Source organism: Enterobacter sp. Bisph1 (assembly GCF_000814905.1).
In the GTDB taxonomy this organism is placed as follows: domain Bacteria; phylum Pseudomonadota; class Gammaproteobacteria; order Enterobacterales; family Enterobacteriaceae; genus Kosakonia.
The window spans coordinates 170452-193790 of the sequence record NZ_JXAG01000042.1 but is presented as its reverse complement, the minus strand read 5'-3'; the positions used below and the strand labels follow the sequence as shown (position 1 = coordinate 193790).

Annotated in this window: 28 protein-coding genes and 5 pseudogenes; 20 read left to right on the top strand and 13 right to left on the bottom strand. The window is 51.5% G+C overall.

The annotated features are described in order from the left end of the window. From RW65_RS23060 to RW65_RS23365, 11 genes and pseudogenes are all read left to right on the top strand, one after another. Positions 1-135, top strand: a pseudogene (locus tag RW65_RS23060) (transcriptional regulator); the annotation flags it as partial. 25 nt (positions 136-160) lie between these two features. After that, positions 161-697 carry a DUF4339 domain-containing protein gene (locus tag RW65_RS13835; RefSeq protein ID WP_039055627.1) on the top strand — a complete coding sequence of 179 codons (537 nt, stop codon included), beginning with the start codon at positions 161-163 and terminating at the stop codon, positions 695-697. 41 nt (positions 698-738) lie between these two features. Beyond that, positions 739-1176, top strand: a complete 438-nt coding sequence (locus RW65_RS13830) for a hypothetical protein (protein ID WP_039055628.1) — start codon at positions 739-741, stop codon at positions 1174-1176. Positions 1177-1242: 66 nt separating this feature from the next. Beyond that, a complete protein-coding gene (locus tag RW65_RS13825) occupies positions 1243-1653 on the top strand; it encodes a hypothetical protein (protein ID WP_039055629.1) in 411 nt (136 codons plus the stop codon). A gap of 77 nt (positions 1654-1730) precedes the next feature. Beyond that, positions 1731-1967 carry a DUF905 domain-containing protein gene (locus RW65_RS13820; protein ID WP_039055630.1) on the top strand — a complete coding sequence of 79 codons (237 nt, stop codon included), beginning with the start codon at positions 1731-1733 and terminating at the stop codon, positions 1965-1967. Positions 1968-2052: 85 nt separating this feature from the next. After that, positions 2053-2511, top strand: coding sequence for an antirestriction protein (locus RW65_RS13815; protein WP_016538084.1), 459 nt, complete (start codon positions 2053-2055; stop codon positions 2509-2511). A gap of 15 nt (positions 2512-2526) precedes the next feature. Next, complete coding sequence (locus RW65_RS13810; protein WP_000811694.1) at positions 2527-3003, top strand: JAB domain-containing protein; 477 nt, start codon at positions 2527-2529, stop codon at positions 3001-3003. A gap of 8 nt (positions 3004-3011) precedes the next feature. After that, a complete protein-coding gene (locus RW65_RS13805) occupies positions 3012-3233 on the top strand; it encodes a DUF987 domain-containing protein (RefSeq protein WP_000691995.1) in 222 nt (73 codons plus the stop codon). Between the two features lie 18 nt (positions 3234-3251). After that, complete coding sequence (locus tag RW65_RS13800; protein ID WP_000065326.1) at positions 3252-3569, top strand: type IV toxin-antitoxin system YeeU family antitoxin; 318 nt, start codon at positions 3252-3254, stop codon at positions 3567-3569. A 20-nt stretch (positions 3570-3589) separates the two neighbouring features. Further along, on the top strand, positions 3590-3913 hold the full coding sequence (locus RW65_RS13795; protein ID WP_000698542.1) for a TA system toxin CbtA family protein: 324 nt from the start codon (positions 3590-3592) through the stop codon (positions 3911-3913). Between the two features lie 345 nt (positions 3914-4258). Next, positions 4259-4465, top strand: coding sequence for a hypothetical protein (locus tag RW65_RS23365; RefSeq protein WP_502685557.1), 207 nt, complete (start codon positions 4259-4261; stop codon positions 4463-4465). 50 nt (positions 4466-4515) lie between these two features. Here the strand turns inward: RW65_RS23365 and RW65_RS13790 are convergent, their stop codons facing one another. After that, positions 4516-5091, bottom strand: a complete 576-nt coding sequence (locus tag RW65_RS13790; protein ID WP_039057345.1) for a hypothetical protein — start codon at positions 5089-5091, stop codon at positions 4516-4518. A gap of 330 nt (positions 5092-5421) precedes the next feature. On the opposite strand from RW65_RS13790, the pseudogene RW65_RS22015 reads away from it, so the two are divergent. Then, positions 5422-5594: pseudogene (locus tag RW65_RS22015) on the top strand (recombinase family protein); the annotation flags it as partial. Positions 5595-5642: 48 nt separating this feature from the next. Here RW65_RS22015 and RW65_RS13785 read toward each other — a convergent pair. After that, positions 5643-6131 (bottom strand): annotated as a pseudogene (locus RW65_RS13785) (hypothetical protein); the annotation flags it as partial. Positions 6132-6253: 122 nt separating this feature from the next. On the opposite strand from RW65_RS13785, the pseudogene RW65_RS13780 reads away from it, so the two are divergent. The 4 genes and pseudogenes from RW65_RS13780 to RW65_RS13770 form a co-directional block, all read left to right on the top strand. Continuing rightward, positions 6254-6601: pseudogene (locus RW65_RS13780) on the top strand (helix-turn-helix domain-containing protein); the annotation flags it as partial. A gap of 478 nt (positions 6602-7079) precedes the next feature. Then, on the top strand, positions 7080-7610 hold the full coding sequence (locus tag RW65_RS13775) for a hypothetical protein (RefSeq protein ID WP_039057344.1): 531 nt from the start codon (positions 7080-7082) through the stop codon (positions 7608-7610). A 463-nt stretch (positions 7611-8073) separates the two neighbouring features. After that, positions 8074-8532, top strand: a pseudogene (locus RW65_RS23230) (STM2901 family protein). Continuing rightward, entirely contained in the window at positions 8529-8858 is a 330-nt protein-coding gene (locus tag RW65_RS13770) for a DUF1493 family protein (RefSeq protein WP_286133897.1), read from the top strand. The pseudogene RW65_RS23230 and the gene RW65_RS13770 overlap by 4 nt, the downstream one beginning before the upstream one ends. A gap of 65 nt (positions 8859-8923) precedes the next feature. Here the strand turns inward: RW65_RS13770 and yecR are convergent, their stop codons facing one another. Continuing rightward, positions 8924-9244 carry a YecR family lipoprotein gene (gene yecR, locus RW65_RS22005; protein WP_039057342.1) on the bottom strand — a complete coding sequence of 107 codons (321 nt, stop codon included), beginning with the start codon at positions 9242-9244 and terminating at the stop codon, positions 8924-8926. A gap of 902 nt (positions 9245-10146) precedes the next feature. On the opposite strand from yecR, the gene RW65_RS13760 reads away from it, so the two are divergent. Beyond that, a complete protein-coding gene (locus tag RW65_RS13760) occupies positions 10147-10362 on the top strand; it encodes a YdgH/BhsA/McbA-like domain containing protein (RefSeq protein WP_039057341.1) in 216 nt (71 codons plus the stop codon). A gap of 256 nt (positions 10363-10618) precedes the next feature. Here the strand turns inward: RW65_RS13760 and RW65_RS13755 are convergent, their stop codons facing one another. Further along, positions 10619-11740, bottom strand: coding sequence for a porin (locus RW65_RS13755; protein WP_039057340.1), 1122 nt, complete (start codon positions 11738-11740; stop codon positions 10619-10621). 190 nt (positions 11741-11930) lie between these two features. On the opposite strand from RW65_RS13755, the gene RW65_RS13750 reads away from it, so the two are divergent. From RW65_RS13750 to RW65_RS13740, 3 genes are read left to right on the top strand one after another with little or no spacing between them, the layout of a single operon-like run. After that, the gene (locus RW65_RS13750; protein WP_039057339.1) at positions 11931-12941 is read left to right on the top strand and encodes a hypothetical protein; all 1011 of its coding nucleotides are present in this window, start codon (positions 11931-11933) and stop codon (positions 12939-12941) included. Continuing rightward, the gene (locus RW65_RS13745; protein ID WP_039057338.1) at positions 12941-14083 is read left to right on the top strand and encodes a BamA/TamA family outer membrane protein; all 1143 of its coding nucleotides are present in this window, start codon (positions 12941-12943) and stop codon (positions 14081-14083) included. Before RW65_RS13750 ends, RW65_RS13745 begins: the two co-directional genes overlap by 1 nt. Before the next feature lie 29 nt (positions 14084-14112). Next, positions 14113-15156, top strand: a complete 1044-nt coding sequence (locus RW65_RS13740; protein ID WP_039057337.1) for a DUF4056 domain-containing protein — start codon at positions 14113-14115, stop codon at positions 15154-15156. Positions 15157-15270: 114 nt separating this feature from the next. Here RW65_RS13740 and acpT read toward each other — a convergent pair whose 3' ends face one another. From acpT to RW65_RS13695, 9 genes are read right to left on the bottom strand one after another with little or no spacing between them, the layout of a single operon-like run. Continuing rightward, on the bottom strand, positions 15271-15846 hold the full coding sequence (acpT, locus tag RW65_RS13735; protein ID WP_039057336.1) for a 4'-phosphopantetheinyl transferase AcpT: 576 nt from the start codon (positions 15844-15846) through the stop codon (positions 15271-15273). Between the two features lie 2 nt (positions 15847-15848). Beyond that, positions 15849-17078, bottom strand: a complete 1230-nt coding sequence (locus RW65_RS13730; RefSeq protein ID WP_039057335.1) for a beta-ketoacyl-ACP synthase — start codon at positions 17076-17078, stop codon at positions 15849-15851. Next, on the bottom strand, positions 17075-17806 hold the full coding sequence (locus tag RW65_RS13725; protein WP_039057334.1) for a 3-ketoacyl-ACP reductase FabG2: 732 nt from the start codon (positions 17804-17806) through the stop codon (positions 17075-17077). Before RW65_RS13725 ends, RW65_RS13730 begins: the two co-directional genes overlap by 4 nt. Beyond that, positions 17803-18276: a hotdog family protein gene (locus tag RW65_RS13720; protein WP_039057333.1), complete on the bottom strand. Its 474-nt coding sequence runs from the start codon at positions 18274-18276 to the stop codon at positions 17803-17805. Before RW65_RS13720 ends, RW65_RS13725 begins: the two co-directional genes overlap by 4 nt. Then, on the bottom strand, positions 18273-19442 hold the full coding sequence (locus RW65_RS13715; protein ID WP_039057332.1) for a beta-ketoacyl-[acyl-carrier-protein] synthase family protein: 1170 nt from the start codon (positions 19440-19442) through the stop codon (positions 18273-18275). Before RW65_RS13715 ends, RW65_RS13720 begins: the two co-directional genes overlap by 4 nt. 1 nt (position 19443) lies before the next feature. Then, entirely contained in the window at positions 19444-20022 is a 579-nt protein-coding gene (locus RW65_RS13710; protein WP_039057331.1) for a DUF3261 domain-containing protein, read from the bottom strand. Next, positions 20019-22343 carry an MMPL family transporter gene (locus tag RW65_RS13705; RefSeq protein WP_039057330.1) on the bottom strand — a complete coding sequence of 775 codons (2325 nt, stop codon included), beginning with the start codon at positions 22341-22343 and terminating at the stop codon, positions 20019-20021. The genes RW65_RS13710 and RW65_RS13705 overlap by 4 nt, the downstream gene beginning before the upstream one ends. Then, positions 22312-22917 (bottom strand): outer membrane lipoprotein carrier protein LolA, encoded by a 606-nt coding sequence (locus RW65_RS13700; RefSeq protein WP_039057328.1) that lies wholly within the window; start codon positions 22915-22917, stop codon positions 22312-22314. The genes RW65_RS13705 and RW65_RS13700 overlap by 32 nt, the downstream gene beginning before the upstream one ends. After that, positions 22914-23336: an acyl-CoA thioesterase gene (locus RW65_RS13695; protein ID WP_014172038.1), complete on the bottom strand. Its 423-nt coding sequence runs from the start codon at positions 23334-23336 to the stop codon at positions 22914-22916. The genes RW65_RS13700 and RW65_RS13695 overlap by 4 nt, the downstream gene beginning before the upstream one ends. Between the last annotated feature and the right edge of the window lie 3 nt (positions 23337-23339).

Below are 23339 nucleotides of genomic sequence, written 5' to 3'. Positions count from 1 at the left end.
TTCACCCCGCTAAAACGTCTCAGCCAGTTAACCACACAGGCGGGCTTTATCCGGGCCCTTCCGCACTTCAGCTGTATCCGCGAAGTCCTGTCTCCTGGGCTCTCTGAGGAGGAGCCGGGCAACACACTGATTTAATTATCTCTGTTAAGAAGGAAAAACAATGACCTGGCATTACGAGAAAAATGGCATACGTCACGACAATGTGACTGAAGACGACATCACTGGCCTGATTGCGCGCGGTGAACTCACCGCTGCCACGCTGGTGTGGCGACAGGGTATGCCGGACTGGCAACCGGTCTCCGCCACCCCGCTGGCTTCGGCGCTGCTCCACAGCACCACACCACCAGCGCTGCCGGGGAACCGCATTCCGGGTGGAGTGGTATGGACGCTGGCATTTGCTCCCTTCATTGGCTACGCGCTGGAGTTGTGGACTGCAGGGCTGAACGGGATGTCATTTGACGAGGCATATGATGCCGTCTCGGGTGGGCAGTACTGGTTTATCACGCTGCTGCTCAATATTGCTCTGGGGTATCTCGATGAACGACGCCTGCGTAAGGCCGGAGTGGACACCACCACGTTCGGCAAACTGGCCTGGCTGGTGCCGTTCTATCTGTGGCGGCGGGCGAAAACTCTCGGTCAGAAACCAGCTTACCTCTGGGTATGGCTTTTGATGCTGGGCCTGACCGTCTGGGCCTGAATCACCGCTACCTGATTCTTTCTCTGTTAAGGACCAACGTAATGAAAACACTGATTAAAATACTGGGCATTACCGGCAGCCTTCTGCTCTGTGCGGGCGCTCAGGCTCAGCCTTATAACCGGACCCTACCTGCGGTAGTTAATGACAACAACGGGAACATTTTCTGGTGTGATGCGCATCGTCAGGTCACGGGGAAGTGTGAGGCCATGTTCGTTGACCGTAAGGGCGGTATGGTCACGGTGCGTTCCGCACCCTTTAAAGACTGCGAAGGCGGCCTGTGGGGCTGGATAACCATCATGCACAACGATGTGTCGAAGGGATTCACCATTACTCCGGACAAGAAATTCGGTCTCACCGCAAAAGACCTGTGTCGTCCGGGCACGGTAGTGACCTTTAAGCCCAACCAGAAGAAGCCGGAGTATGACGACCTGGTGGCGTTGTACCAGGGCAAAGAGCTGTTTCGCTACCGGCGCTTCTGATAACACCCGATACCTACCTCCCTCATTTTGCCCGACAGCGGGCTGGATTAATTCAGGAAGAAAACCATGCTGAAAATAATGACCTCTGCTGTACCCGCCCTCATTCTGTCACTTGCCGCCTTCAGTGCCGGTGCCGCTCAACTTCCGGCAAGCCTGATGGATAAAGACAATCCCGGCCAGGAGTACTGGTGCCAGGGAAACGACATCAACACCTCCATGTGCTCACTGACCGGTGTCAGCGACGACCATAAATTTGCCCTGATTCAGGACCTGCCGGGCCCGGCCTGTGAGGACCTTAGCTTCGGGATTATCGACCTGGTGCGCCAGACCGGTGCCAACATTCCTTACGATGGTGGTGACTGTAAGGGCGATGTACAGGCCGGGTTTGTGCGCGGCACAAAAGATAATGCCTTGTATGTGAAAATTGTCCGGGGCAGTAAAACCCTGCAGCTGTATAAGGTACAAACCGGTTACTGATAATCATCCCACACCTGCATACACCCACAGCCCCTGACGCTTCTGCGTCAGGGGCTTTTGCTTTTAAGGTACACCCAATGTCTGAATCTCATATGTTGCCATCAGGACAGTTCACCCGACAGCAGGCCGAAGCGGTTACCCGCAGGTATCGCAACATCAGCATTGAAGACGACCAGGGCACACACTTCCGCCTGGTGGTTCGTGACTCTGAAGGTCGAATGATCTGGCGGGCGTGGTGCTTTGAACCGGATGCCGGTGAAGGGCTTAACCGTTATATCCGCAACTCAGGCATGCTCAGAGCATCCTCCTCCTGACCACACCCATTCATCATCCCTGTCTGTCCTTTATTTCCCATACGCCAGCCATCGTCGCTGGCGTTTTTATTGACGGAGAAAATCCATGACGACACAAACTCAATGCGAATTGGTACCCGCTAATGAACCTCAATTTGCCCTTACAGCAACACCAGTACCTGACGAACAGCGTCTCGATTTCTGGCCGCTGTACTTTGGCACTATCCCGCAGTGGATAACGCTGGAACCGCGTATTTTCGCCTGGATGGAGCGCTTTTGTGATGAGTACAGCGGTGGTATCTGGTCCTTTTACACGCTCAGTAATGGCGGCGCGTTTATGGCCCCTGATGCTGACGGTGGCGATAAATGGCATCTGTTTAATAGCATGAACGGCAATGGCGCGGAAATGAGCGTGGAAGCCGCAGGTATCGCGGTCTGCATGATTGAATACAGCCATCACGCCTGTCGCACAGAGTGTGACGCAATGACCGCACACTATTATCGCTTGCGGGACTATGCCCTGCAGCATCCTGAAGCTCACGCCATTCTGCGTATCATCGACTGAACGGAGGAACAAAGGATGAAACAGCTCTCCTTTTTACCCGGCGAGATGACGCCACAGGACCGGCGTCTCATTCAGCGGGCGCTCAGGGCTCTGGAGCGGCACCTGCATGAGCCAGGGGTAGCCTTCACCTCTACTCACGCCGTTCGGGAGTGGTTGCGACTGCATATGGCCGCACTTGAGCGGGAAGAGTTCCGGGTGCTGTATCTGGATAATCAGAACCAGCTTATCGCCCATGAGACGCTCTTTAGTGGCACGATTAACCGCACCGAGGTCCATCCCCGGGAAGTGGTCAAACGTGCACTGCACTTCAATGCGGCGGCGGTGATACTGGTGCATAACCATCCTTCCGGCGAGACGACACCCAGCCAGGCTGACAAAGCCCTCACGCAGCGACTGACTCAGGTACTTCAACTGGTGGATATCCGTATTCCTGACCATCTGATTGTTGGTGGCAGGCAAATCTATTCGTTCGCAGAACACGGTCTGTTGTGAGGTATTACATGAAAATTATCAGTAAACGCCGGGCAATGACGATATACCGCCAGCATCCTGAGTCCCGAATCTTTCGCTACTGCACCGGAAAATATCAGTGGCACGGTAGCGTCTGTCATTACACCGGCAGGGATGTTCCGGATATCACAGGAGTCCTGGCTGTGTACGCCGAACGCCGCCAGGACCGCAACGGGCCTTATGCCTGCCTGATGAGCATCACCCTGAACTGACAATTGTGGAGAACTGTAATGAGCAACATCATTTGGGGCCTGCAGCGCGATATCACGCCGCGCCTGGGAACACGTCTGGTGCAGGAGGGCAACCAGCTGCACTACCTGGCTGACCGGGCCTGTATCACAGGTAAGTTCAGTGATGCCGAATGTCTTAAGCTGGATGTGGCATTTCCGCATTTTATCAGCCGGATGGAATCCATGCTGAGCACGGGTGAAATGAATCCTCGCCACGCCCACTGCGTCACCCTGTACCACAACGGTTTTACCTGCGAAGCCGATACCCTTGGCAGTTGTGGCTATGTATACGTCGCTGTTTATTCCACTCAGCGCTAACAAATTTCACGAGAACAAATATGAAAATTCTACCGGCTACAATTTCGCGGGCGGCGAAGCCCTGCCTGCCACCCGTTGCAGTCTGGCAATTGCTTCTTACACGGCTACTGGAAAAACACTATGGTCTGACCCTGAACGATACGCCGTTCAGTGATGAAACCGTTATAAAGGAACATTTCGATGCCGGTATCACTCTCGCTAATGCCATTAACTTTCTAGTGGAAAAGTACGAACTGGTTCGTATCGATCGCAGAGGGTTTAGCTGGCAAGAACAAACGCCATATCTCACGAATATTGATATCATGAGGGCCCGCCGCGATCTGGGTTTATTAAATCGTAATTAGTCTGATGCTACTGGTGTCGCTGCTTTCGAGTATGCCTGCCATTTGCTATCATCTCGCTTCCTGCTGATTTATCGACAAAGGTAATTACTTGAATTCAAAGCCTCTGTGCTTTGGGGGTATCTTTGGGGGTATAAGTTAAGATATAACTTGAAAATTCTATATTTTTCAAGTTATTGGCGGGGTTGTTCTAACCCCTTCGCCCGCTCCAGACTTTCCTTAACGTATTCATTCCTCAGCATTTTTTTATTCATACGTGACGGCGCTCGAGATCCTCCTGCAAAGGGGTCATACAGCCGATGGCACAGCGTAGATAATCTCGACCGACGTCCCCGTGGGATCTACGTTATGCGGATCACCGTGCCGGTTCGTTATTGCTCCCTCGTAGGGCAGCGCGAAATTCATGCATCTACCCGCACAACCCATTTTGCAAATGCCAGAGCGATCGCCGCGCGTTTGCTGAATAAGTGGTATGTGTCTCTGGAAGAGTTCAAACAAGTGGATAAAGAGAAGATTCGGGGTAATACGCCGCTATTCAGTGTCGTGAAATCATAGTACGGAATTTGCGGTGTTCTCATTGCGCGGCTGGCTAAGCAGCACACTAATTACTTAGCTAAAAAAAAATACCCGAGCACTGCTAAAACAACGATTATGGCAAAACGTAATAACCCCTCGCGATACTTGGTTAGCCATTTGCGTTTATAACGCAAAGGTGTGTAGAAAGGTGTCACCCATTTGAGGAACTCGGCGTTGAGGTTGTCCAAAGACTCTTGAGGCTGTTTAAGTTGGACACCGACAATATATTGGCGTCGTAGTAAGTCGACCCGGCAATTACCGATGCATTCTCTTTCAGTTGTAAGCTCGGATTCACCAATGAATTCAAAAGCATCAACAACAACCTGGTGTTTTGCTTTTAAATCTTTATGGGTCACAAAAGCATCACAGGTGATAAGGTCATCTTGAGAGGTGAATTTCTGAAGATCGATGCCGTGAGTAGCCTGTAAATTATCAATTAGTTGTTGTCTGATGCCTCTATCAAATGGCCGGATATAACCGCATTTGGGGTCGGTATCTCGACCACACTCCACATAGCTGAAAAACTCGCCTTCTATGGTGTTGCCACTCCAATCAAAGCGCACATAACCATCCGGTTGGGCCTGGTAAGAATTGGACACGGGCATAAGCTTCCTTGAGAAAGACGATCAGAAAATTCCTAAGTAGTTAATTGAACTATGCGGGAGAGAATTTTTCAACAATGTTTATCTGCAAATATAAGGATGATTTTGCCACCCCCGAAGTTTTTGAACGCAATGCCTGAAAGGGGGAGTGGTAAACCCGGGACATCCACTTTTCGGCGCGACGAATATTTCAGGTAGCTTTTGTAGTGCAGGCTGGGGGGCTGGTGGGTGTTAAGCTGAAACTTCAAGACAACAAGCACTTGGTTCTTGAGTTGTATTTTCCTCTTAACTTATTGTTTTGTTTTTATATGTTTTATAAACATCTTTTCTGATGAGACGTTGGTGGTGTCGAAACTTGAGCGTTTGGGGCGTGATGCTATTGACGTGCTCCAGACAGTCAGAATGCTATCCGATCGCGGCATCAGGTCATTGTCCACCAGCCTGGCACAACGGATCTGACTTCCGCTGCCGGTAAGCTTCTGTTGTCGATGCTGGCAATGGTAAGCCGGTAGCTGCACTCATGCTCACCGGCTGCCTTCTACGTGTTGCTATTCGAGAGAAAGTTCCAGCACTTTGCTGCCTGTAATGGCATATTGCGCCCAGTTAGAATTATTGGCGATGAACTTTTTAGAACCTGTGCCGATACCATATTCAACACGAATGCCGCTATCCTGGTAGTTACCATTCGCATCTTTTTTTGCAAGCTTCAAAGAGATCCTGCACCCTGGTAGCGTTTTGTTTTCCTGAACAGAAACGATAACGGTGTCCGTATCGCAATCTGCAAAGCTGTATTCGGGATTAACGTAGGTGTTAGTTTTGATTAACAGCCCGGTAAGGCCGTTTTTATAGCCTTTTGCGGGCAGTGTTTTAAAGCCGTTGCGGTCGCCCTTCTTAATCGCCTCCCGAAAGTGATCCATCCCAATGCGTGTTGCCAGTTGATCAATACTCTCTGCTGCATAAGATGTGGATGACGCAGCTATTAACATAACGGTCAGCATAGACTTGGCTGGAAAACCGGGCTTACTAAGCCGTGTTTTTGACATGTTGTTATCCCTCAGAATCCACCACAGCGGTGTCAGTTATCGCATCATAGATCATTGATTCAAAATGTTACTATTAGTCCGTGTCTCTTTAGTAGACATCTGCGCAAATTCAGGGCATGAAAATGACCCGGAGAAAACTGTTTGGACAACGAGTAAAAGAGCTGCGTATAGCGGCCGGAATGAGCCAGGAAGCCTTTACCGATCGGTGTGGGTTTGCTCATAGCTATATGAGCCGTATTGAACGCAGTCGCTCTAATGCGTCTTTGGATGCGATTGAGGTGCTGGCTAATGCTCTGAGTGTTGAGCCTTGGCAACTGTTGGTGTCTGATTCCTCTGAAGATAACGACCCTGAACTGTTGGTTCCATACGCAGCCGATGGTTCCTGTTTTCACCCCGGTCTGGCGAGCACCCGTGATGGTTCGTTTGGCGTAGGTGATAAAGCGGCTCAGAAGCGTTTTGTCTCATTTTCCCGAGGCTCCCTGATGCCGCACGTCGAGATGACGTTGCAGGGAATAAACAGGTTTATGGTGATATTCGTACCTGCAAACGAAATGCAGGCTTTGTCTCCGTCTGACTCACGGTTCCTTGGTGATATACGAGCATCCTGATAAGCCCCGCTGTAATAACATAACCCTGATGAAGTCGCTCCGCTCCGCTTGTTGCTGTATCACCAATCGGGCTAATGGCTTATCATTGTCTGTGAGTGGGGTGATATTTATTCAGTTGATGGGTGGATCTGCTTACACTCGCCCTGTCCCCAAAAGAAATAACTGATGCCAAGTCATTAATGCATCTTGAAGTTTATTAAAGTATTTACTGAATTTGTCGATGATCTACTGACTTACGCCCATCGTTATGGTCGAACAGATTGTAACCTATTTATATATGGCATAGTGCTTGAGTCAATAAGACAAAACTATATGAGTTCGTATAACAAGGATTTTTCCCATGAATAAAAAGACTATTTTTTTATTGCTATCTGTTGTCTCAACTTCAAGTTTTGCCGTTAGCACATCAGCTCCTATTCCTTCTGATGCTTGTCACTTCCTTTCAGAGATGCCTTTCATAAAAGCGCCGTCAACCTATAAACCTTACTCAGAAGGCAGCGAAGACTATACGTGTGGAACACCATATTTTGAAATAGAAGCACCGAATAGTAGCGACTCGATTAATAACAACATCGCTTACTATGTGTCCGGGAATGAGACCAAAACAAAGAAATTGATGCTTATGCTTAATATGAACAACCAAGAACCAGATTCGGTTAAAATTGCTAGAAGCTATTTTGTAAACGGATCAATTGAAATAATGAAAAAGATGTTTCCCAACTCACCGGGAAAAGTTGCTGATATTGTGGGTTCACTTAATAAAGGGAAATACGGTGAATATACCGTCGATGGATGGAGGGTGACCTCCGAGAAAAAAGTTTGGCCGACAGGTAGAGGGTATGAGCTTCGTTTCACTGTGACACCTGACTAATTGCGAGTGTGTCGGTGTTACGACAGACGGTTAAGCTCTCTGAAAACCGAGATTCAATTTATTACGCTTGTAAAAGTATTATCAAACTCAATAGAGCGCTAACGCCACAATACTACTATTCGGGTATTAGGTTTGTTATTGCCGACACCTGCTTCGGTTATGCTTTGTTTGTGCGGGACATTTCTCCTGAGTCCTCCCCTCCGTTGTTTTTGCATCTGCAATAAATATCAATGTGTTGCATTAGCGTTGATCATTTTATAGACTGGGTTGACCCTAAAATAAGTACGGCAATATATGGCTGAATCAGTCAGGAAAACGAAGACGAACACTGGAAAGCCGAGTTGTGCAGGTTGTTTAAGGAAATAGAGCTTACCCATGAGCAACGGTTTTTTATTGAATCCATGCTTGAAGATGACGAGGAAAACAGATTAGATGACCCGGAGTAGTCTACAGGGGGGCGGTTATGGATTCCTCTGAAAAGTTGAATGGAGCCTACTTTTATCACGGCCATACTAATGTATCCGCTGGTGAGTTATTTAACCTTATCTTTCTGGAAAACTTCGCGAGAGTTTCAGCATGGATGTTTCCTCGGCTGCAACCATTCTTATTGGCCAGCCTTACATACCTATTTCCGGGAAACTGACAGCGGGGCATAACACACCCGGCACAAGCTTCGCCTTAATTTTTAGCAGAAAGATTTTAAGAGACGCCTGTTTCCCATTCGGTTGGCGGCCATTGACCCCAGTTTGAAAAATCCGCTCCCTTAACGTAATTTCCACAAATAAAATTGCCACCTTCGTTGGCAGACATATTTCTTGCGTTGGATATGCGTTGGCTTTAGCGGTCGTCCAGCGGATAAAAAATAAGACTAAAACAAAATAAATATAATATTATTGCACGACATCAAGACCGTATTCAATAGACATATTTATAATAGCCGAACGCGACTATAAAAAGGATGTAATTGATTATCTAATGGAACACTACCTTATTAGAGAACACTGGCTTAAACCCGGATTTAAGAGAATCACTAAGGACTGGACGTTGACCGATAACTTCCGGCTTGTTCCAGAAAACGTGGAAGATATGCTTCTGGACGTGTTTAAACATTTCAATATTGACTACAGCAATATGGACACCAGGAACTATATAGAATATGAGTATCCTTTTTGGCAGAAGAAACCAGAGAAAGAAATAAAAGCTCTAACGGTCGAGATGATTATTGAATCCGCCAGAGCGGGCCGCTGACTGTACGATTGAAAACTAACAGGCGAAGGTGCTTTGTAATGGGGCTTTTAGCCCCATTTGCGTATTTACTTCTTAATATCTCCGGTGCATTGATACTCTGTGGTTACGGTTGTTATAGTACAGCCAGACGAAGACATTTGAGAGCAAATTGATGTGGAACCACCGAAGGCTTCTGCACCTGAATAACCCCATGCAGCACAACGCGATTTAGCAGCAGCTATTCCTTGTTGCGGGTCGACCTGAGGAACTTCAAACATCCCGTACGAATAGCTCATACGAACTGTTCCATCGGCTTTACTGCCCCCAGTTGGAACGAGATCTTTTTTAGCCGCGCAGCCTGAAAGAATAATGGTTGAAGCCAGTAACACCAATAAACCTTTATGCATGATAATTATCCCAGTTGGTAACTATTGATTGTTTTGTTCAAAGCTTGCTAAGCTTAAAGCAATCTTTCATTGGGATTAAGTGGATTCTGATTGTTGTGTGCCACAAAGTAGAATACATCGCTCAAAATATCTCGCTGTTATTGTGTATTGTTGCCAGATCAGTAACCCTTCCAAGCGTTTACAGTTTTGTCTTTTAGACATTTTCTACCTCCGCCACATATGACCTGCGTAAGCTCGTGATTCACGAAGTGGACTATTCGTCCCAGATGTGTGAACTAACTGTCTCAAGCCGCGTTCAACCGTTAGCCTAGAACTGAATCCCCGGCTTAAAAAAATTGCACGCTTATGCTTTCCGCTCCCTCGACGGTTAAGGTTTCAACTTCCCCGCCTCTCCCAGCCGAAGGCTGGGCAGGATGTATATCGATTTACCTTCCTCTGTGGCGTTTATGACCCTGTTTCGAGTTCTGACGGTGAGACTGTGGGTTAGGGGTACTCTTCTCTTTAAACGCTAAATCACTCCTGAATCTCCACTGTTAAAGCACTTTGCGTTGATGCTTGGCGCTTCTCCTGGCTGTCGTTATTGTTTTGGCTTTGGTGTCATCAATCGTTCCTTTTGCGACAGCAGGCCAAGCTTGCCCTTACGAAACCGCACCTCGTCGTTCTCATCTCCATCAGCTAAAAACCGCCAGTGCTTTAGTAACCCTCAACGAACTGCCTGATGCTGCTGCCTTGCCAATGCGGCTTCCCTCTCGGCGGGTGAGGCTGCGGTTGTCACTCTGTTGATAATTAATTAGAAAGCTAATAATAAATGACACGAATTGTTAATATTATAATGATTAGAATTATTACCATTATTTCAACAAAGAGATAAACTTCAATCACTTCAGTTAAGGACTAACATTATGAAAACCATGAAAACAAGGTCAATTGCTACCGTCGCTGCTCTGTTGGTTATTTCAGCTTCAAGTTTTGCCCACAGCATTTCTGTTACTGCTGATACTCTCGATGAGGCGGAAGCCAAAATTGCTGCACAGGCAGCAGAGCAGGGCGCTGGATATGTCATCACCGAAGCCAATACGAATAACCGTGTCCATATGACCGCAGAACTTCATAAATAAAGCAGCAACCTATTTCTGAGTCTTGCCTCAACGTTAATGTGCATTTTATATTTTTATTTATAAGAATTATGTATCCAATGATACAACGCTAACCCGCCGCTATGGCGGGTTTTTTTGTTGAGTAAAAATATCTTATATGTCTTATTGTTACTTCAAGGCTGCATTGTTAATTGATGAAAATAAGGATAAGGCTAATTAGTTGCAAAGGCACAGGCAAAACGAGTGCTACGTTTTGCCTGTTTTGACGCGTAGGTTTTTAGAATTGATACACAAAAGCGGTAGCGATAATATTATCGGAATTTCTACCTGCTGGATTATTGTTTTTTATCAGATTGATTCGATAATCAACATAGGCTGACATGTTTTTATTAAAGTAATAATAAGTGCCTACTTCAATATATTTAGTCAGGTCAAAATTACCATATCCAGGCACATCGCTGGCACGAGACTGCAGGAAACCTAAAGATGGCCTGAAGCCATTGTCGAACTGATATTGACCAATCACTTCCCAGCTCTGCGCTTTATGCGCAACGCTATTCAGGTCTCCCATATAAGTCATATTGCGCGTTTCTGCATAGTTTGCCGCGAGGTAAAGGTGGTTACTGTTATATTTTAACCCTGCGGTCCAGGCTTCTGCCGTGTTTCCAGTATTAAATTTATCATAGGTTAACTGATTGAGAGTGCGCTTTGCGCTGGTATAAGCCGCGCCGGCACTGATTCCAGAATCGAAGTCATAAACTGCTGAAACACCATAACCATCGCCGTTTTCGTAGGCAATGTTACTACGTGCATTATTGCTAAGACGTGCGCCATCAAAGGCCTCTTTACTTCTTCCGTCATTTTTACCCTGATACTGAAGGGAAATATTAAGCCCATCAACCAGGCCAAAGAAATCAGTATTTCGATAGGTAAGCAGGCCGTTAGCGCGGCCGGTCATAAAGTTATCGGGACTTTCATAGCTATCATTTCCCCATTCTGGCAGCACGTCAGTCCAGGCACCGATATCATAGAGCACGCCGTAATTTCGACCATAATTAATGGAACCATATTTATCGAACTTGATTCCGGCAAAAGCCAGACGAGTCCACGCCTGAGGCGAGCCGCTTCCATCACCATTTTCTGGCCGGTTGGCATTAAACTGATATTCCCACTGTGCAAAACCGGTCAGTTGGCTATTAATCTGGGTTTCCCCTTTGATGCCAACGCGAACATATGACTGGTCGCCATCTTTATCGGCATTGCTGGAAAAATAATGCAGGGCATCAATTTTTCCATACAGATCAAGTTTGTTGCCATCTTTGTTATAAATTTCAGCAGCATGAGCTGTTCCCGCCAATGCTGTTATAACGCCCACTGCTGCCACTGCCAGTTTTCTCATTTTATCCTCACGTATTCAAAGAGTTACTAAAACCCAACATTTCGGGTGAAGTGAGAATAACCCGTAAAACGCATGAAAGATTTGATTTAAATCATTACAATACTAATGATTAGTATGCTAATTATATTTTTGATATTCTACCACCCGCCAACTAACGGATAACGACTGAATATAGGGAAATTTCTTTAAAATGAATAACTTTAACTGCGCGGCACTGCTGAGCTTAATGTGTATCGCTTTTCATCCCTGGGCCGCAACCTCGCCCGTTACCCCTTCGGCATCGCTTTATTGGTATCAGGATACCGGGCCGTTTGCGGCCGACACGCCGCATAAGGAAAACCAGCAGCCATCTTCTTTTTCCGCACTGCCGTTCTATGGCGACGAAGCGCGAGCGCGGGGTTATGATTTGCCCGCGCCTTTCGGCATAAATATAAATTACATGAATATGCGGCAGAACATTGCCGTCGATAGCATTGCCTTTAGCGGCCTGGCGTTGGGGTCCATACCACTTGATAACCTTTTCAAAATCAACGTCGGCGATACCCGAGAAAGCAGCGAAACAGAAACCCTCAGGCTTGATGCCTGGATCTTCCCGTTTATGAACGTTTATGGTCTGGTTGGTCATACGGAAGGTCATTCGGTTTCTGATATTGGCGTGGGAGTGAAACTGGGTAACTTAGGTGAGATAAGGCCGGATAACCTGCAAAATCTGAAGTTCCGGCTCGATTTCAAAGGTACCACCTACGGCGCAGGCACTACGCTGGCAGGCGGAGTCGGTAACTGGTTTGCTCTGGTAGATGCCAATTACACGCAGACCCGTTTTGATATTCTCGACGGCAGCATTGACGCTTTTACGTTTACTCCGCGCCTGGGCTACCGCTTTACGACGCCGGGAATGGATACGCTCCATCTGCCTGCCGGCAAGTTAAACGTCTGGGTCGGCAGCATGTATCAGGACGTTCAGCAGGAATTTAAAGGTCGCCTTAGCGATCTCTCCATGCCCTCTACAGGCCTGCAAGAGATGGTCAATATGGCAAACAGTAAAGGGAAAGGCCGCTTCGACGTTAAACAGCATTTGCAATCCCCCTGGAACATGCTGATTGGGGCGCAGTATGTCATTACCCGTGATTTCAATGTGACGACAGAGGTTGGTTTTGCCACGCGCAACAGCTTCTTTGTTGCTGGCGAGTACCGTTTTTGATGTTTAACGGCATTCGCATACTGTTGTGTTCCTTATGGGTGCTGACATTATCCTGCGGCGCGCAATCTTTGCTGCCGGGCCAGGAGCAAATCGACAAATGGCTGGAACCCGTCAGCGCCAGTAATCCGTGTGATGCCAGCAAAGGGATAGAGTGGGGAGTGATAGCCGGTCCTTTTTATAACCCGGAACAGGGGTTGGGCCTGGGCACGGCTATCGTCGGTATTTATCGCCCCGACCTGAATGATAGCGTAAGCCAGAACTCGACGTTATCACTTAATGGTTACGCTACCCTCACCGGCGCTTTTGGTGTCAATTTCACTAATTACGCTTTTTTCGCCGACGATCGCTGGCGTTTCTTTGTCGAAGGCTCCCTGGATAATCAGACCACCTATTTCTGGGGGCAAGGGTTTACCGCTGGCGATAACGATCATCAAAAACAGAAGTACACCTCACAGGGCTTCTCCCTGCGTCCGATGTTGTACCACCAACTGGTTGAAAATACGTACCTTGGCGTGGGTTGGTCGCTGGCGATGGAACACGCTGCGGACAAGGATGCTGACGCTCCGCGGCATATAGAAAATACGCCGGAAGGAGCTTCGGTGTTCAGCTCCGGCGCAAGCGTATCGCTTAGCTGGGACGATCGCGATTTTGTGCCCAATCCGCGTAGCGGGCAGAGCGCGGATTTCCGCTATATCCGCTACAGCTCTGTTACCGGCAGCGACACCGATTTTAATGAGTACTCACTGCACTACAGCCGCTACCACCTCGTCACAGAAGGGGGTGTGCTGGCCTGGGAAGTGAACGGCGATTTCACACAAGGTAACGTGCCGTGGAATAGGCTGCCGTTGCTTGGCAGTAACGAGCGGATGCGTGGTTACTATGAGGGCCGCTATCGCGACAAGAATGTGATCAGCGGCCAGCTGGAGTATCGGCAGAAATTGAGCTGGCGACACGGAATTGCTGGCTGGATTGGGGCCGGCACGATGGCATCAACGTTTCATGAACTGGATAACGGACGCTGGTTACCCTCTGCGGGGGTTGGGTACCGCTTTGAATTCAAACCGCTTATGAACGTGCGCCTCGATTACGGTATCGGTAAGGGCAGCAGCGGGTTCTATTTTCAGGTGGGAGAGGCATTTTGAAGGGAGTAAAAGGCTTGCTGGCAGGCATCATGTTGCTTGCTACAGCGGCACAGGGAGCCGAAGTGACCTCACTGGCTCCGCCGCAAGGGCTGAGACCCTGCTGCGCGTTCGGTTATAATCTGCGGGTAGAAGTGTTGAATATCCCGCTGCCGTTTTATCAGCTCGATAACGTTGTTACCGCCGATTGCCTCGGAAAGCATCTCTATAACGACAGCGTGCTGGCCGGGATCGCCAATCTGGTCGGGATGGGACGTGAACGCAATGGAATTATTTATACCGCCCGCGGTGGGTTTATCGATACCGCGCATATCCGCGATACCGCCGATATGACGGTATATCTTTTCAGCCAACTGTTGCCGAAACTTGGCCACCCTTTCGTACTCAAACTGGACGATGAACTGACGGAGCGCCGGATAGTGTTCAAGGGCTTTACGCCACCGACCAGCAATCAAGCACGCCGGGATCTGGCAGCATGGCTTTCCGCCCATCTGGCGTTTCAGCTGGCGGCCTGGCATGAAATTGTACAATGGTACGGCTTTAGCTCTATTACCGGCATATCAGAAGAAGTCTCTGCTTTTTCACCGGAAGATCTCTACTCGAATTTACTCGGAGCGCGTATTGCCGTCTCGCTGATCCGCCATCGGCATATCACCAGCGAAGAAGCCTACAACCAGGCAATGGACAAGGTATTGCCGCAGGCGTTGAAGGAACTCGGTGCACAGCCTGCCGACATTACCCGCTTCCATTTTGACATGCTGGATGGCCGCTGGTGGGATAGCAAGCGACACGTGCCAGAAAAGCAGCTGGTGCTGCTGCGTAATTATGACGTTACGGATAATCGTCTCCCCACCCCGGTTCCGGGCGAGCAGGCTAAGCCGTGGCGGCAGAACTTACCGCACCGCTGGCAGGGCTACGATCTTGCTTCGCTGGCGCAGTTACAGCTCTGGCACGGTAGCCGTATGGCGCGACTCCCGGCACCCAAAACGTACTACACCGTCGCTGATTTCGAGCACCTGGCATCACTGGCGAGAGAGAGCGACAGGGAAGAGGGGGAAGCCATCTTTGAGCAGTAAAAGCCTATCCCGCATAATCGCACCATGCACATTTAATAAACGCCTGCACGAATCGCTGAATAACATGACCCCGGAGAAATACCGTCTACAACTTTTTGTTGGTTAGCTGGAGATTCATAGGAAAGTAATCAACTCCTTCGATAACGTAAAGTGTGTCGAGGTACAAACAGCAAGGCTCAGCGAACCGAGTTGTAGCGCACTGCATTGCGCGTGATGACTGCTGTTTAAGACGCTCATTAGCCAGACGCTGCCACCTGCATACTTGACCAGGGCTTCTTTACGGGTCCAGATACGCCAGAATGCAGGAAGTTGTTGCTCCGGCGCTTGCTGGTTTAATTCATCACGCTCTGCCTGGCTAAAGACGGCATCCGCTAACGCCTGCCAGTTTTTACGCGGGCGGATCGCTTCGATATCGCAGCCGACTTCACCCTCGTCGCTCAACAATAAGGCAATGTCATCCCCGCTATGGCTCAGGTTAAACCACAATGGATAACAATCTGAGAAGGCCGGTTTTCCATGCTCACCATAAATAATATCGGGCAGAGGGGCAGGGTGAAATGCTCTGGCGAGCAGCGTTCGCCCTGCGAGCCAGGAGACATTTCTTGCCCCCTGAGGTGCCCTGTCTGCGAAGGTTGCCGCCAGCGGATCCGCGGTAAGGGTAGAGATCTTGCCCAGTAAAAACTGGTACATAGCTATGCCCAGCGTTTGATGATGATCGAGGTATTGATGCCGCCAAAGGCGAAGTTATTACTTTGCAGATACTCGCAATCAATATGGCGGGCTTCACCCATGATGTAATCCAGATCGCCGCACTGCTCATCAGGCTGTTTTAAATTAAGGGTCGGTGCAAACCAGCCTTCACGCATCATTTGCAGACTCATCCACGCTTCCAGCGCACCGCATGCCCCTAACGTATGGCCGAAATAGCTCTTCAGGGATGAAATCGGCACGTTGTTACCAAAGATCGCAGCGGTGGCCTGGCTTTCGGCGATATCACCGCGATCGGTGGCGGTACCGTGTGCGGAAATATAACCCATGTCCTGAGCCCTTAACCCGGCGATTGCCAGCGACTGCTCCATACAAATTTGCATGGTTTCACGTTGTGGCTGGGTGATATGGGCTGCATCACAGTTAGTGGCGAAGCCGACGATCTCACCATAGATGGTGGCTCCGCGTGCTTTCGCATGTTCAAGTTCTTCCAGAATCAGCGTTCCTGCGCCTTCACCAATCACCAGTCCATCACGCTGCGTATCAAATGGCGAAGGGGTGGTTTTGGGGGCGTCATTGCGCTGGCTGGTGGCGAACAGGGTGTCAAATACCGCCGCTTCAGACGGACAAAGTTCCTCCGCACCGCCCGCCACCATAATGGTTTGATAACCGTGGCGAATGGCTTCCCAGGCGTAGCCAATCGCCTGGCTGCCCGAGGTACAGGCGCTCGATGTCGGGATAACGCGACCCCGCAGACCAAAGAACAGACCGGTATTCACCGCCGTGGTATGCGGCATCATCTGCACGTAAGTCGTACCGGTAATGTTGTTGGTGTGCTTTTCCGTAAGCATGGTGGCGAATTCGCTAACCGGCCCGGTACTGCCCGTCGATGAGCCATAAGCGATACCGGTTTGCCCGTTGGTGAGCACCGCCTCGCCAATTAACCCCGCCTGCTCCAGTGCCAGTTCGGTGGCGCGGGTAGACATCAACGATACGCGGCCCATAGAGCGGATACGCTTGCGGGTATAGTGTTCCGGCAGGGTAAAATCATCAATCGGTGCGCCCAGCAAAGTGTGCAGGCCATCATAAACCTGCCACTCCGGCATTTTACGTACCGCGTTTTCATAGGCCAGCAGCCTGCTGGAAACGGATTGCCAGTTCTCGCCAAAGGCAGTAACCCCACCCATGCCCGTAATTACCACGCGACGCGTCATAGCATCCCTCCGTTAATGGAAATAACCTGGCGGGTCACGTAGCCCGCAATATCTGACATCAGGTAACTGGCGAGCCCGGCAACCTCTTCGGCCTGGCCCATACGTTTCATGGGGATAATGGACATAGCCTCTTTCAGTGCCGCCTCTTCCATTTCAATCATCCCGGTATCAATCAGCCCCGGGGCAATGCAGTTGACGGTAATTTTGCGTTTTGCCAGCTCAATCGCCAGGGCTTTGGTGGCACCAATAATGCCTGCTTTTGCCGCGCTGTAGTTCACCTGGCCGCGATTACCCATCATGCCGGAGACGGAGGATAAGGTGATGATGCGTCCCCCTTGCCGGGTGCCAATCATCGGCATAATGCAGGGATGAATCACGTTATAAAAACTGTCCAGGTTGGTATGGATAACACTATCCCAGTCGTCTTCGCTAAGTGCCGGAAACGCGCCGTCGCGGGTGATTCCCGCATTACTGACCACGCCATACCATGCGCCATGCGCGTCAATATGTTGCTCCAGCACCTCGCGGCACTGCTCGCGGTTGCCGACATCGAAAGAGAGCAGACGTCCCTGACCACCCGCCTGGGTGATAGCATCGAGCGTCTCCTGTGCGCCGACGGCATCGCGATGGTAATGCACGCCAACGGTAAAGCCGTCAGCGGCAAGCTGGCAGGCGATGGCACGACCAATGCCTTTGCTGGCTCCGGTGACCAGTACGGAACGACTCATGGCTTAGATTCCTGATTAAAAAGCGAGATTAATTCTTCTGCACTTGGCTGGAAGGTATTAACGCGGCCTGTCGCCAGCGTCTTTCCAGCGGCGGAAATGGCGCATTCAAAACTGCCGAAGCGTTCATCCTGCATCAGCAGTTTGACGGTGATTTCTAGCGTCGAGTCTTTGGCAAAACGCCCGTCTGCGCAGACCAGTTCGCGAGCACCCAGCACCATACCCAGCGCAATCTGATTCTGCCCCTGCTGCTGACGGTGCCAGCCTGACCAGACGCCAACGGTCTGCGCCATCAGTTCGAGCGCGTACCAGCCGGGCAAATCGCCATCGGCATTCAGAAACGGTGCCAGTACGCTTTGCCCGTTTACCGCGACATGGCACACCGCAGTATCGTCCGTGACGCATTCGACGGAACCCAGCAGCATCATTGGCGCATCGTGGGGTAAATAGGCGACGGGTGATAAGTAGCTCATGACACTCTCCCCAGCAGAATGCTGGCGTTGTTGCCACCAAACGCAAATGAGTTAGACAGAATGAACGGTTTTTTCAGCGCGGTGCTCTGTTGCAGCACGCCGCACGGCGGCAGCGTATCGTCCTGCACATAGCGGGTGAAATCCTGAGCCGGTAACGGCAAATCGCGCGTCAGGATAAGCCAACTCAGCGCCGCTTCGGTAATGCCCGCTGCGCCCAGCGTATGACCGGTCAGATGTTTGGTTGAGCTGCAAGGCACGCTCTCGCCAAAGAGATCGTGTATCACCTGTGATTCAATCTGGTCATTGAGCGGGGTGGCAGTACCGTGCAGGTTGATATAACCAATCTCTTGTGGCTGCATGCCCGCTTCGTTGAGTGCCTGGGTGATGGCGCGAATCGCCCCTTCGCCCTGCGGATGGGGCGCTGAAATATGGTAAGCATCGCTGGACTCGCCTGTGCCCAGCAGCGCAACTCCGGTGGGTTCGCGGGTCAGCACCATCAGCGCAGCGGCCTCGCCGATGGTGATCCCCCGGCGGTCACGGCCAAAGGGTTCGCAGAGGGTAGGGGAGAACGACTCAAGACTGTGAAAGCCGTTGACCGGCATTCGGCTTAAGGTGTCTGCACCGCCAACAATGGCGATATCCACCAGCCCAGCTTCGATTAAGCGGCGACCACTAATCATTGCCCGTGCGCTGGAGGAGCAGGCTGTCGAGACGGTATAGGCCGGGCCTTCCAGCCGTAACCAGTTGCTAAGGAAGCGGGACGGATCGCCCAGTTCCTGTTGCGAATAGTGCCAGTGGATACTCTCTTGCTGATTGAGTTTGCAACGGACATGCTCATCGCCTTCATCCAGCCCCGAGGTGCTGGTGCCAAGCACAACGGCCACGCGATCGCGACCGACACGGGCAATCGCCTCGTCAACCGTGGGTTGAATCTGTGCCAGCGCGGCCAGCAGCAGTTGATTATTGCGGGTGCGATGCACCGACATGGAATGCGGAATGGGCGGCAGTTCACCTTCTACACCGCCCAGCACAGCGTCGGGTGAGCCTTGCAACCAGCCGGTCCGGCAATGCATGCCTGGCGCTATGCCCGCCGTCAGGTTAGCGGCAATCTCATCCTGTGAGTTACCGAGCGCGTTGACCATGCCAACAGCAGAAATGTAAATCATCTCAGTCACCCAGATATTGAATGGTGATGTGGTATTTAAAGACGTGTTGCTCAATGCTAATGGGCTCGCGCTTGCCTTTGCGTTGCAGGTAGACAATCTCTGTTACCAGCTTACCGCTGGCGTTACGCAACTCGCGTCGATCGCCCATGTCGGTTAGTGTCCAGCCCTTCGGCAACTGCGGCTGCCAGGCGCTGAGGGGCCAGTGGCTAAGCATCACATCCGCCAGCACCTGGCTGGCGGGTGGCAGTTGCGGTACGACGATTGACTGCTCGGTGTGAATGCCGGTGTCATCATAGGTCGCGAGGAACAGACGGATACCCACAGATGAGAGCCCGGCAAGCGTCACTTTGTGCGCATCGGCGTTGAGCATCACCAGCAGGGACTGGGTTTGTCCGTTAAAGCTGCCTGTCAACAGCTGCTGCGAACTGACCGCTGGAGTAATACCTGGCGGCGGCAGCGTTACACGCGTTCCCGGCTGGAGCCAGGCCTGCGGATGAGATCCCGCATTTTGATTCGAATGGCTGCAGCCCGCCAGCAGCAGCGTCGCGACCAGCGCGGCGGTGCGGTAAAAAGCGTTCATTTTCGTTTTCTCTCTTTCTTTCCGGGCATGGCCAGCGGGGCCAATACGAAGGCGGTAAAAATGCCACTCACCAGCACGATCCCAAAGCTGCTAATCGCCTGCGTGGCGCTAAATACAAGCATGCCTAACGTCAGCAGCGTGGTCATCATTGCCAGCGTGATGGCCAGCATTGACGTCAGTGGTGTACCGCGTGGGTTGCTGAAAAACAGTGTGTAGTTGATACCTATGCCAAGCACGAGTACCAGCGCCAGCAGTGAAAATAAATTAACCGGATGACCCGTGACGGCCAGCGCGGCCAGCCCGCAGCTCAGTGACAGCACGGACGGCACCAGGCTGGTAAGCCCTTTTCGCCAGCCGAGACGGACCATCGCACCGCAGGCAATAATCGCCAGCGCCACCAACAATAGCCCCGTCAGCAGCGAGCGGTAGAGGGCAAATAGACTGTCGAAACTGGCTTTACGATCGACCCAGACTACGCCGTCATGACGGGCGGCCAGCTCGCTGAGTACAGCGCTGTCCCGCGCGCCTTCCACCGGGACTAACACACCGCTTTCGCCATTTTGCAAGGTCATCCACAGCAGCCGCCAGCCTTCGCTGGCCGGGCTTTTGAGCCACGCTTCCACGCTAACGGGCATGGCCTCGAGATTCGGCGAGACGGCGCTCAGGCCCGCTTTTTGCAGCACTTTGGTTATGGCCGGAGCGGCGTTTTGCAATAAACGGAGATCGCTATTTTGCCGCGCCAGCGAGTTCAGTGGCAGAGTACGCCAGCGGGCAACCTCGCCCGCTTTTTGTGCCTGCTCTAACGCCGGAGTAAAAGCTTCCAGCCGCTCCAGCGTTTGTTGTGGCGTTGCGCCATACACCACAAACCATTTCTGATCGACGCTCTGTCCGGTCAGAGCGGTAATAGTTTTCTCCTGCGCCAGAATAGGCTGGGGCAGCGCCTGTAATTGGGCGATATCATCGTTAACTTTTAGGGTGGCGAGCCCGGCGGCGGAAATCAGCGCCAGCACGACGGGCAGGCCAACAGAGAGTTTTTTATTGCGGCGCCATGCGGCGAGCCAGCGCAGCATGATCACCATCGCCGGTACCGGTCGCACGGGCAAACCACGGCACAGCCAGGGATGCCAGAAAATTACCGTCAGGCAGCTGGCACTCAGCCCCACGGCGGCAAATACCGCCATCTGGCGAATCCCGGGGAACGGAGCCAGCATCATTATCAGGTAGGCGGCAACGGTGGTCAGCAGCGCCAGCAGCAGGGCATTACGAACTTTAGTCAGGCTTTGCCACGGTGATTGCTCGGCCCCGTGCACCATCCGTTCCGTCAGGTAATAGAGGGTGTAATCTGCTGAAATACCGATGATACTCATACTCATCACCAGCGTCATAAGATGCAGTTCACCAAACAGCAGCAGCGTCGCTACCGTGCCCGCCAGCGCACCGGTGGCGATAGAAAGAAGACACAGCAGAAGGGGTGTAAGAGAGCGAAAAACCGCGACGATAAGCAGGATCACCCCAAGAATAGTGACGAGGCCCAGCGTGGAAACATCCCGTTTCGCCTGCTGGCTGGCGTAATCACTGTAAAACACCGTACCGCGCGAAAGCAGTTGCGCCTGTGGGAAATGGGTTTTCAGCGTCTCATGCAGCGCGTTTAGTGTGGTCACCAACTGGTGGGTTTGCTGCATATCGAAGGATGAGCCTGCCAGCTCGCCGTGCAGCAAATACCAGTAGTTTCCCTTATCATCCTGAGTAACCAGCCAGCCGTCCATTAGCCGCAGTTTCTGGCTATTTTGTGCCAGCGCCAGCTGCGAGCCGCGCATGAGCATCAGGGGATCGTTTTGTAACTCTTTGCCGCTGACGCCGGAAAAGGCCGAGTAGAGCTGGGATAAAATCCACTGTGCCTGCGCTTCGCCACCGTTTTGCAGACGGGCGCGGGTAGCTGAATCAATCAGACCATTGCGATGCTGCCAGAAGAACTCACCCCAGGCTTTTTGCCCGGCGGCGTCCATCGGGCCTTTCACCTCATTCAGTGCATGACTGTTTGTTAGCAGTTCCAGCCAACGCTGCGCCACGCGCGGATCGGCATCTTTCCCGGGGCTGACCAGCCAGACTAACTGGCGGTCGAGGCGCTGCATAAACGCATCATTAAGTGCCGGAGGGATCGCCCCGAGCGTCTGTTTCGGCAACATAGCCAGGACGCTGCTGTTCAGGCGCGCGCCGGGCAGCAGAGACAGCAGCACGCCCAGCATGATCAAGCATACCGTAGCCCATAGCAGCGCCGGGCGCAGGGATTTACGGTGCGGCAAAGCGTTGGCGTTCGTCATCGGTCAGGCTGGCGGGCGTCAGTTGGTGGTGGGAAAGGGCAATATCGGTGCGATCGCCCTGTTTGTCATTCAGACGAATCGACTCCAGGTACGTTGCGCCGCCTAAATCGAGCGTGGTGAAAATCTTATCCAGCGGTGTCGTCGTCGGCGTAAGTACCAGCGACCAGCGGCCTTCTCCCAAATCTTTAAAATCGATGCGGAAGTTCTCTTCCAGTACCTTGCGGTCGGCCTGGAACAGCGCCCGCAGCAGGTGGTTGAACTGGAACATCTGCGGATTATTTTCAGCGGTAATGGTCTGCGGCGGCTGGCTGTTGATGGTCTGCACCATCCGCTTGTCATCCAGTAACAACAACATCGGGAAAGGCGCCTTTTGATCCCACAGCAGGCCGCTATCCCGTGCGATCAGCATTTCGCCCTGGGAACGCAGCGGCTGCGGCAGATCCTTAATGGTGCGTATCTGTTCGAAATGCGCGCGCACGACAGGTTGTTCCGTGAACCGCTGCTGTAGCTCATCCAGCGTCACAGCACTCACCAGCGGGCTGAACATCAGCGCCAGTAAAGGCAACCATTTCATGGCGTAACTCCCATACGTTCAAATAAAATTGCCGGGCTGACAAAGCACATTTCGCGGCTGGCTTCTTCAACCGCGACCTGAATGGTGTAGCCAGTGGTGGTGCGTTTACCGGTTTGCGCGTCGAAAATTTGATAGGCAATCCGCAGGCGGTTTTCATACTCTTCAATGTGTGCACGCACGCGAATGCGCTGCTCGAAGGTCACCGCATCACGGTACTTCACCCGGGTATCGACCACCGGCCAGACATAGCCTGACGCCTTCATCTGGCGATAGCCGTAATTGAACTGATTAAGCAGCGCCTCGCGGGCGATTTCAAAGTAGCGAAAATAGTTGCCGTGCCAGACCACGCCCATCATATCGACATCGTGGAACGGAACGGTGATCTCTACTTCGGTCGTAAAGCGGGGATCGGTCAGCACCCT

Coding starts and splice junctions, on each gene's coding strand:
- RW65_RS23365 (WP_502685557.1), top strand. CDS start 4,259: ATGCGGATCACCGTGCCGGTTCGTTATTGCTCCCTCGTAGGGCAGCGC.
- acpT (WP_039057336.1), bottom strand. CDS start 15,846: ATGTACCAGTTTTTACTGGGCAAGATCTCTACCCTTACCGCGGATCCG.
- RW65_RS13795 (WP_000698542.1), top strand. CDS start 3,590: ATGAAAATTCTACCGGCTACAATTTCGCGGGCGGCGAAGCCCTGCCTG.
- RW65_RS13805 (WP_000691995.1), top strand. CDS start 3,012: ATGAAAATTATCAGTAAACGCCGGGCAATGACGATATACCGCCAGCAT.
- RW65_RS13835 (WP_039055627.1), top strand. CDS start 161: ATGACCTGGCATTACGAGAAAAATGGCATACGTCACGACAATGTGACT.
- RW65_RS13750 (WP_039057339.1), top strand. CDS start 11,931: ATGAATAACTTTAACTGCGCGGCACTGCTGAGCTTAATGTGTATCGCT.
- RW65_RS13715 (WP_039057332.1), bottom strand. CDS start 19,442: ATGATTTACATTTCTGCTGTTGGCATGGTCAACGCGCTCGGTAACTCA.
- RW65_RS13760 (WP_039057341.1), top strand. CDS start 10,147: ATGAAAACCATGAAAACAAGGTCAATTGCTACCGTCGCTGCTCTGTTG.
- RW65_RS13800 (WP_000065326.1), top strand. CDS start 3,252: ATGAGCAACATCATTTGGGGCCTGCAGCGCGATATCACGCCGCGCCTG.
- RW65_RS13700 (WP_039057328.1), bottom strand. CDS start 22,917: ATGAAATGGTTGCCTTTACTGGCGCTGATGTTCAGCCCGCTGGTGAGT.
- yecR (WP_039057342.1), bottom strand. CDS start 9,244: ATGCATAAAGGTTTATTGGTGTTACTGGCTTCAACCATTATTCTTTCA.
- RW65_RS13820 (WP_039055630.1), top strand. CDS start 1,731: ATGTCTGAATCTCATATGTTGCCATCAGGACAGTTCACCCGACAGCAG.
- RW65_RS13730 (WP_039057335.1), bottom strand. CDS start 17,078: ATGACGCGTCGCGTGGTAATTACGGGCATGGGTGGGGTTACTGCCTTT.
- RW65_RS13825 (WP_039055629.1), top strand. CDS start 1,243: ATGCTGAAAATAATGACCTCTGCTGTACCCGCCCTCATTCTGTCACTT.
- RW65_RS13830 (WP_039055628.1), top strand. CDS start 739: ATGAAAACACTGATTAAAATACTGGGCATTACCGGCAGCCTTCTGCTC.
- RW65_RS13725 (WP_039057334.1), bottom strand. CDS start 17,806: ATGAGTCGTTCCGTACTGGTCACCGGAGCCAGCAAAGGCATTGGTCGT.
- RW65_RS13705 (WP_039057330.1), bottom strand. CDS start 22,343: ATGACGAACGCCAACGCTTTGCCGCACCGTAAATCCCTGCGCCCGGCG.
- RW65_RS13720 (WP_039057333.1), bottom strand. CDS start 18,276: ATGAGCTACTTATCACCCGTCGCCTATTTACCCCACGATGCGCCAATG.
- RW65_RS13775 (WP_039057344.1), top strand. CDS start 7,080: ATGAATAAAAAGACTATTTTTTTATTGCTATCTGTTGTCTCAACTTCA.
- RW65_RS13810 (WP_000811694.1), top strand. CDS start 2,527: ATGAAACAGCTCTCCTTTTTACCCGGCGAGATGACGCCACAGGACCGG.
- RW65_RS13745 (WP_039057338.1), top strand. CDS start 12,941: ATGTTTAACGGCATTCGCATACTGTTGTGTTCCTTATGGGTGCTGACA.
- RW65_RS13710 (WP_039057331.1), bottom strand. CDS start 20,022: ATGAACGCTTTTTACCGCACCGCCGCGCTGGTCGCGACGCTGCTGCTG.
- RW65_RS13815 (WP_016538084.1), top strand. CDS start 2,053: ATGACGACACAAACTCAATGCGAATTGGTACCCGCTAATGAACCTCAA.
- RW65_RS13740 (WP_039057337.1), top strand. CDS start 14,113: ATGTTGCTTGCTACAGCGGCACAGGGAGCCGAAGTGACCTCACTGGCT.
- RW65_RS13755 (WP_039057340.1), bottom strand. CDS start 11,740: ATGAGAAAACTGGCAGTGGCAGCAGTGGGCGTTATAACAGCATTGGCG.
- RW65_RS13790 (WP_039057345.1), bottom strand. CDS start 5,091: ATGCCCGTGTCCAATTCTTACCAGGCCCAACCGGATGGTTATGTGCGC.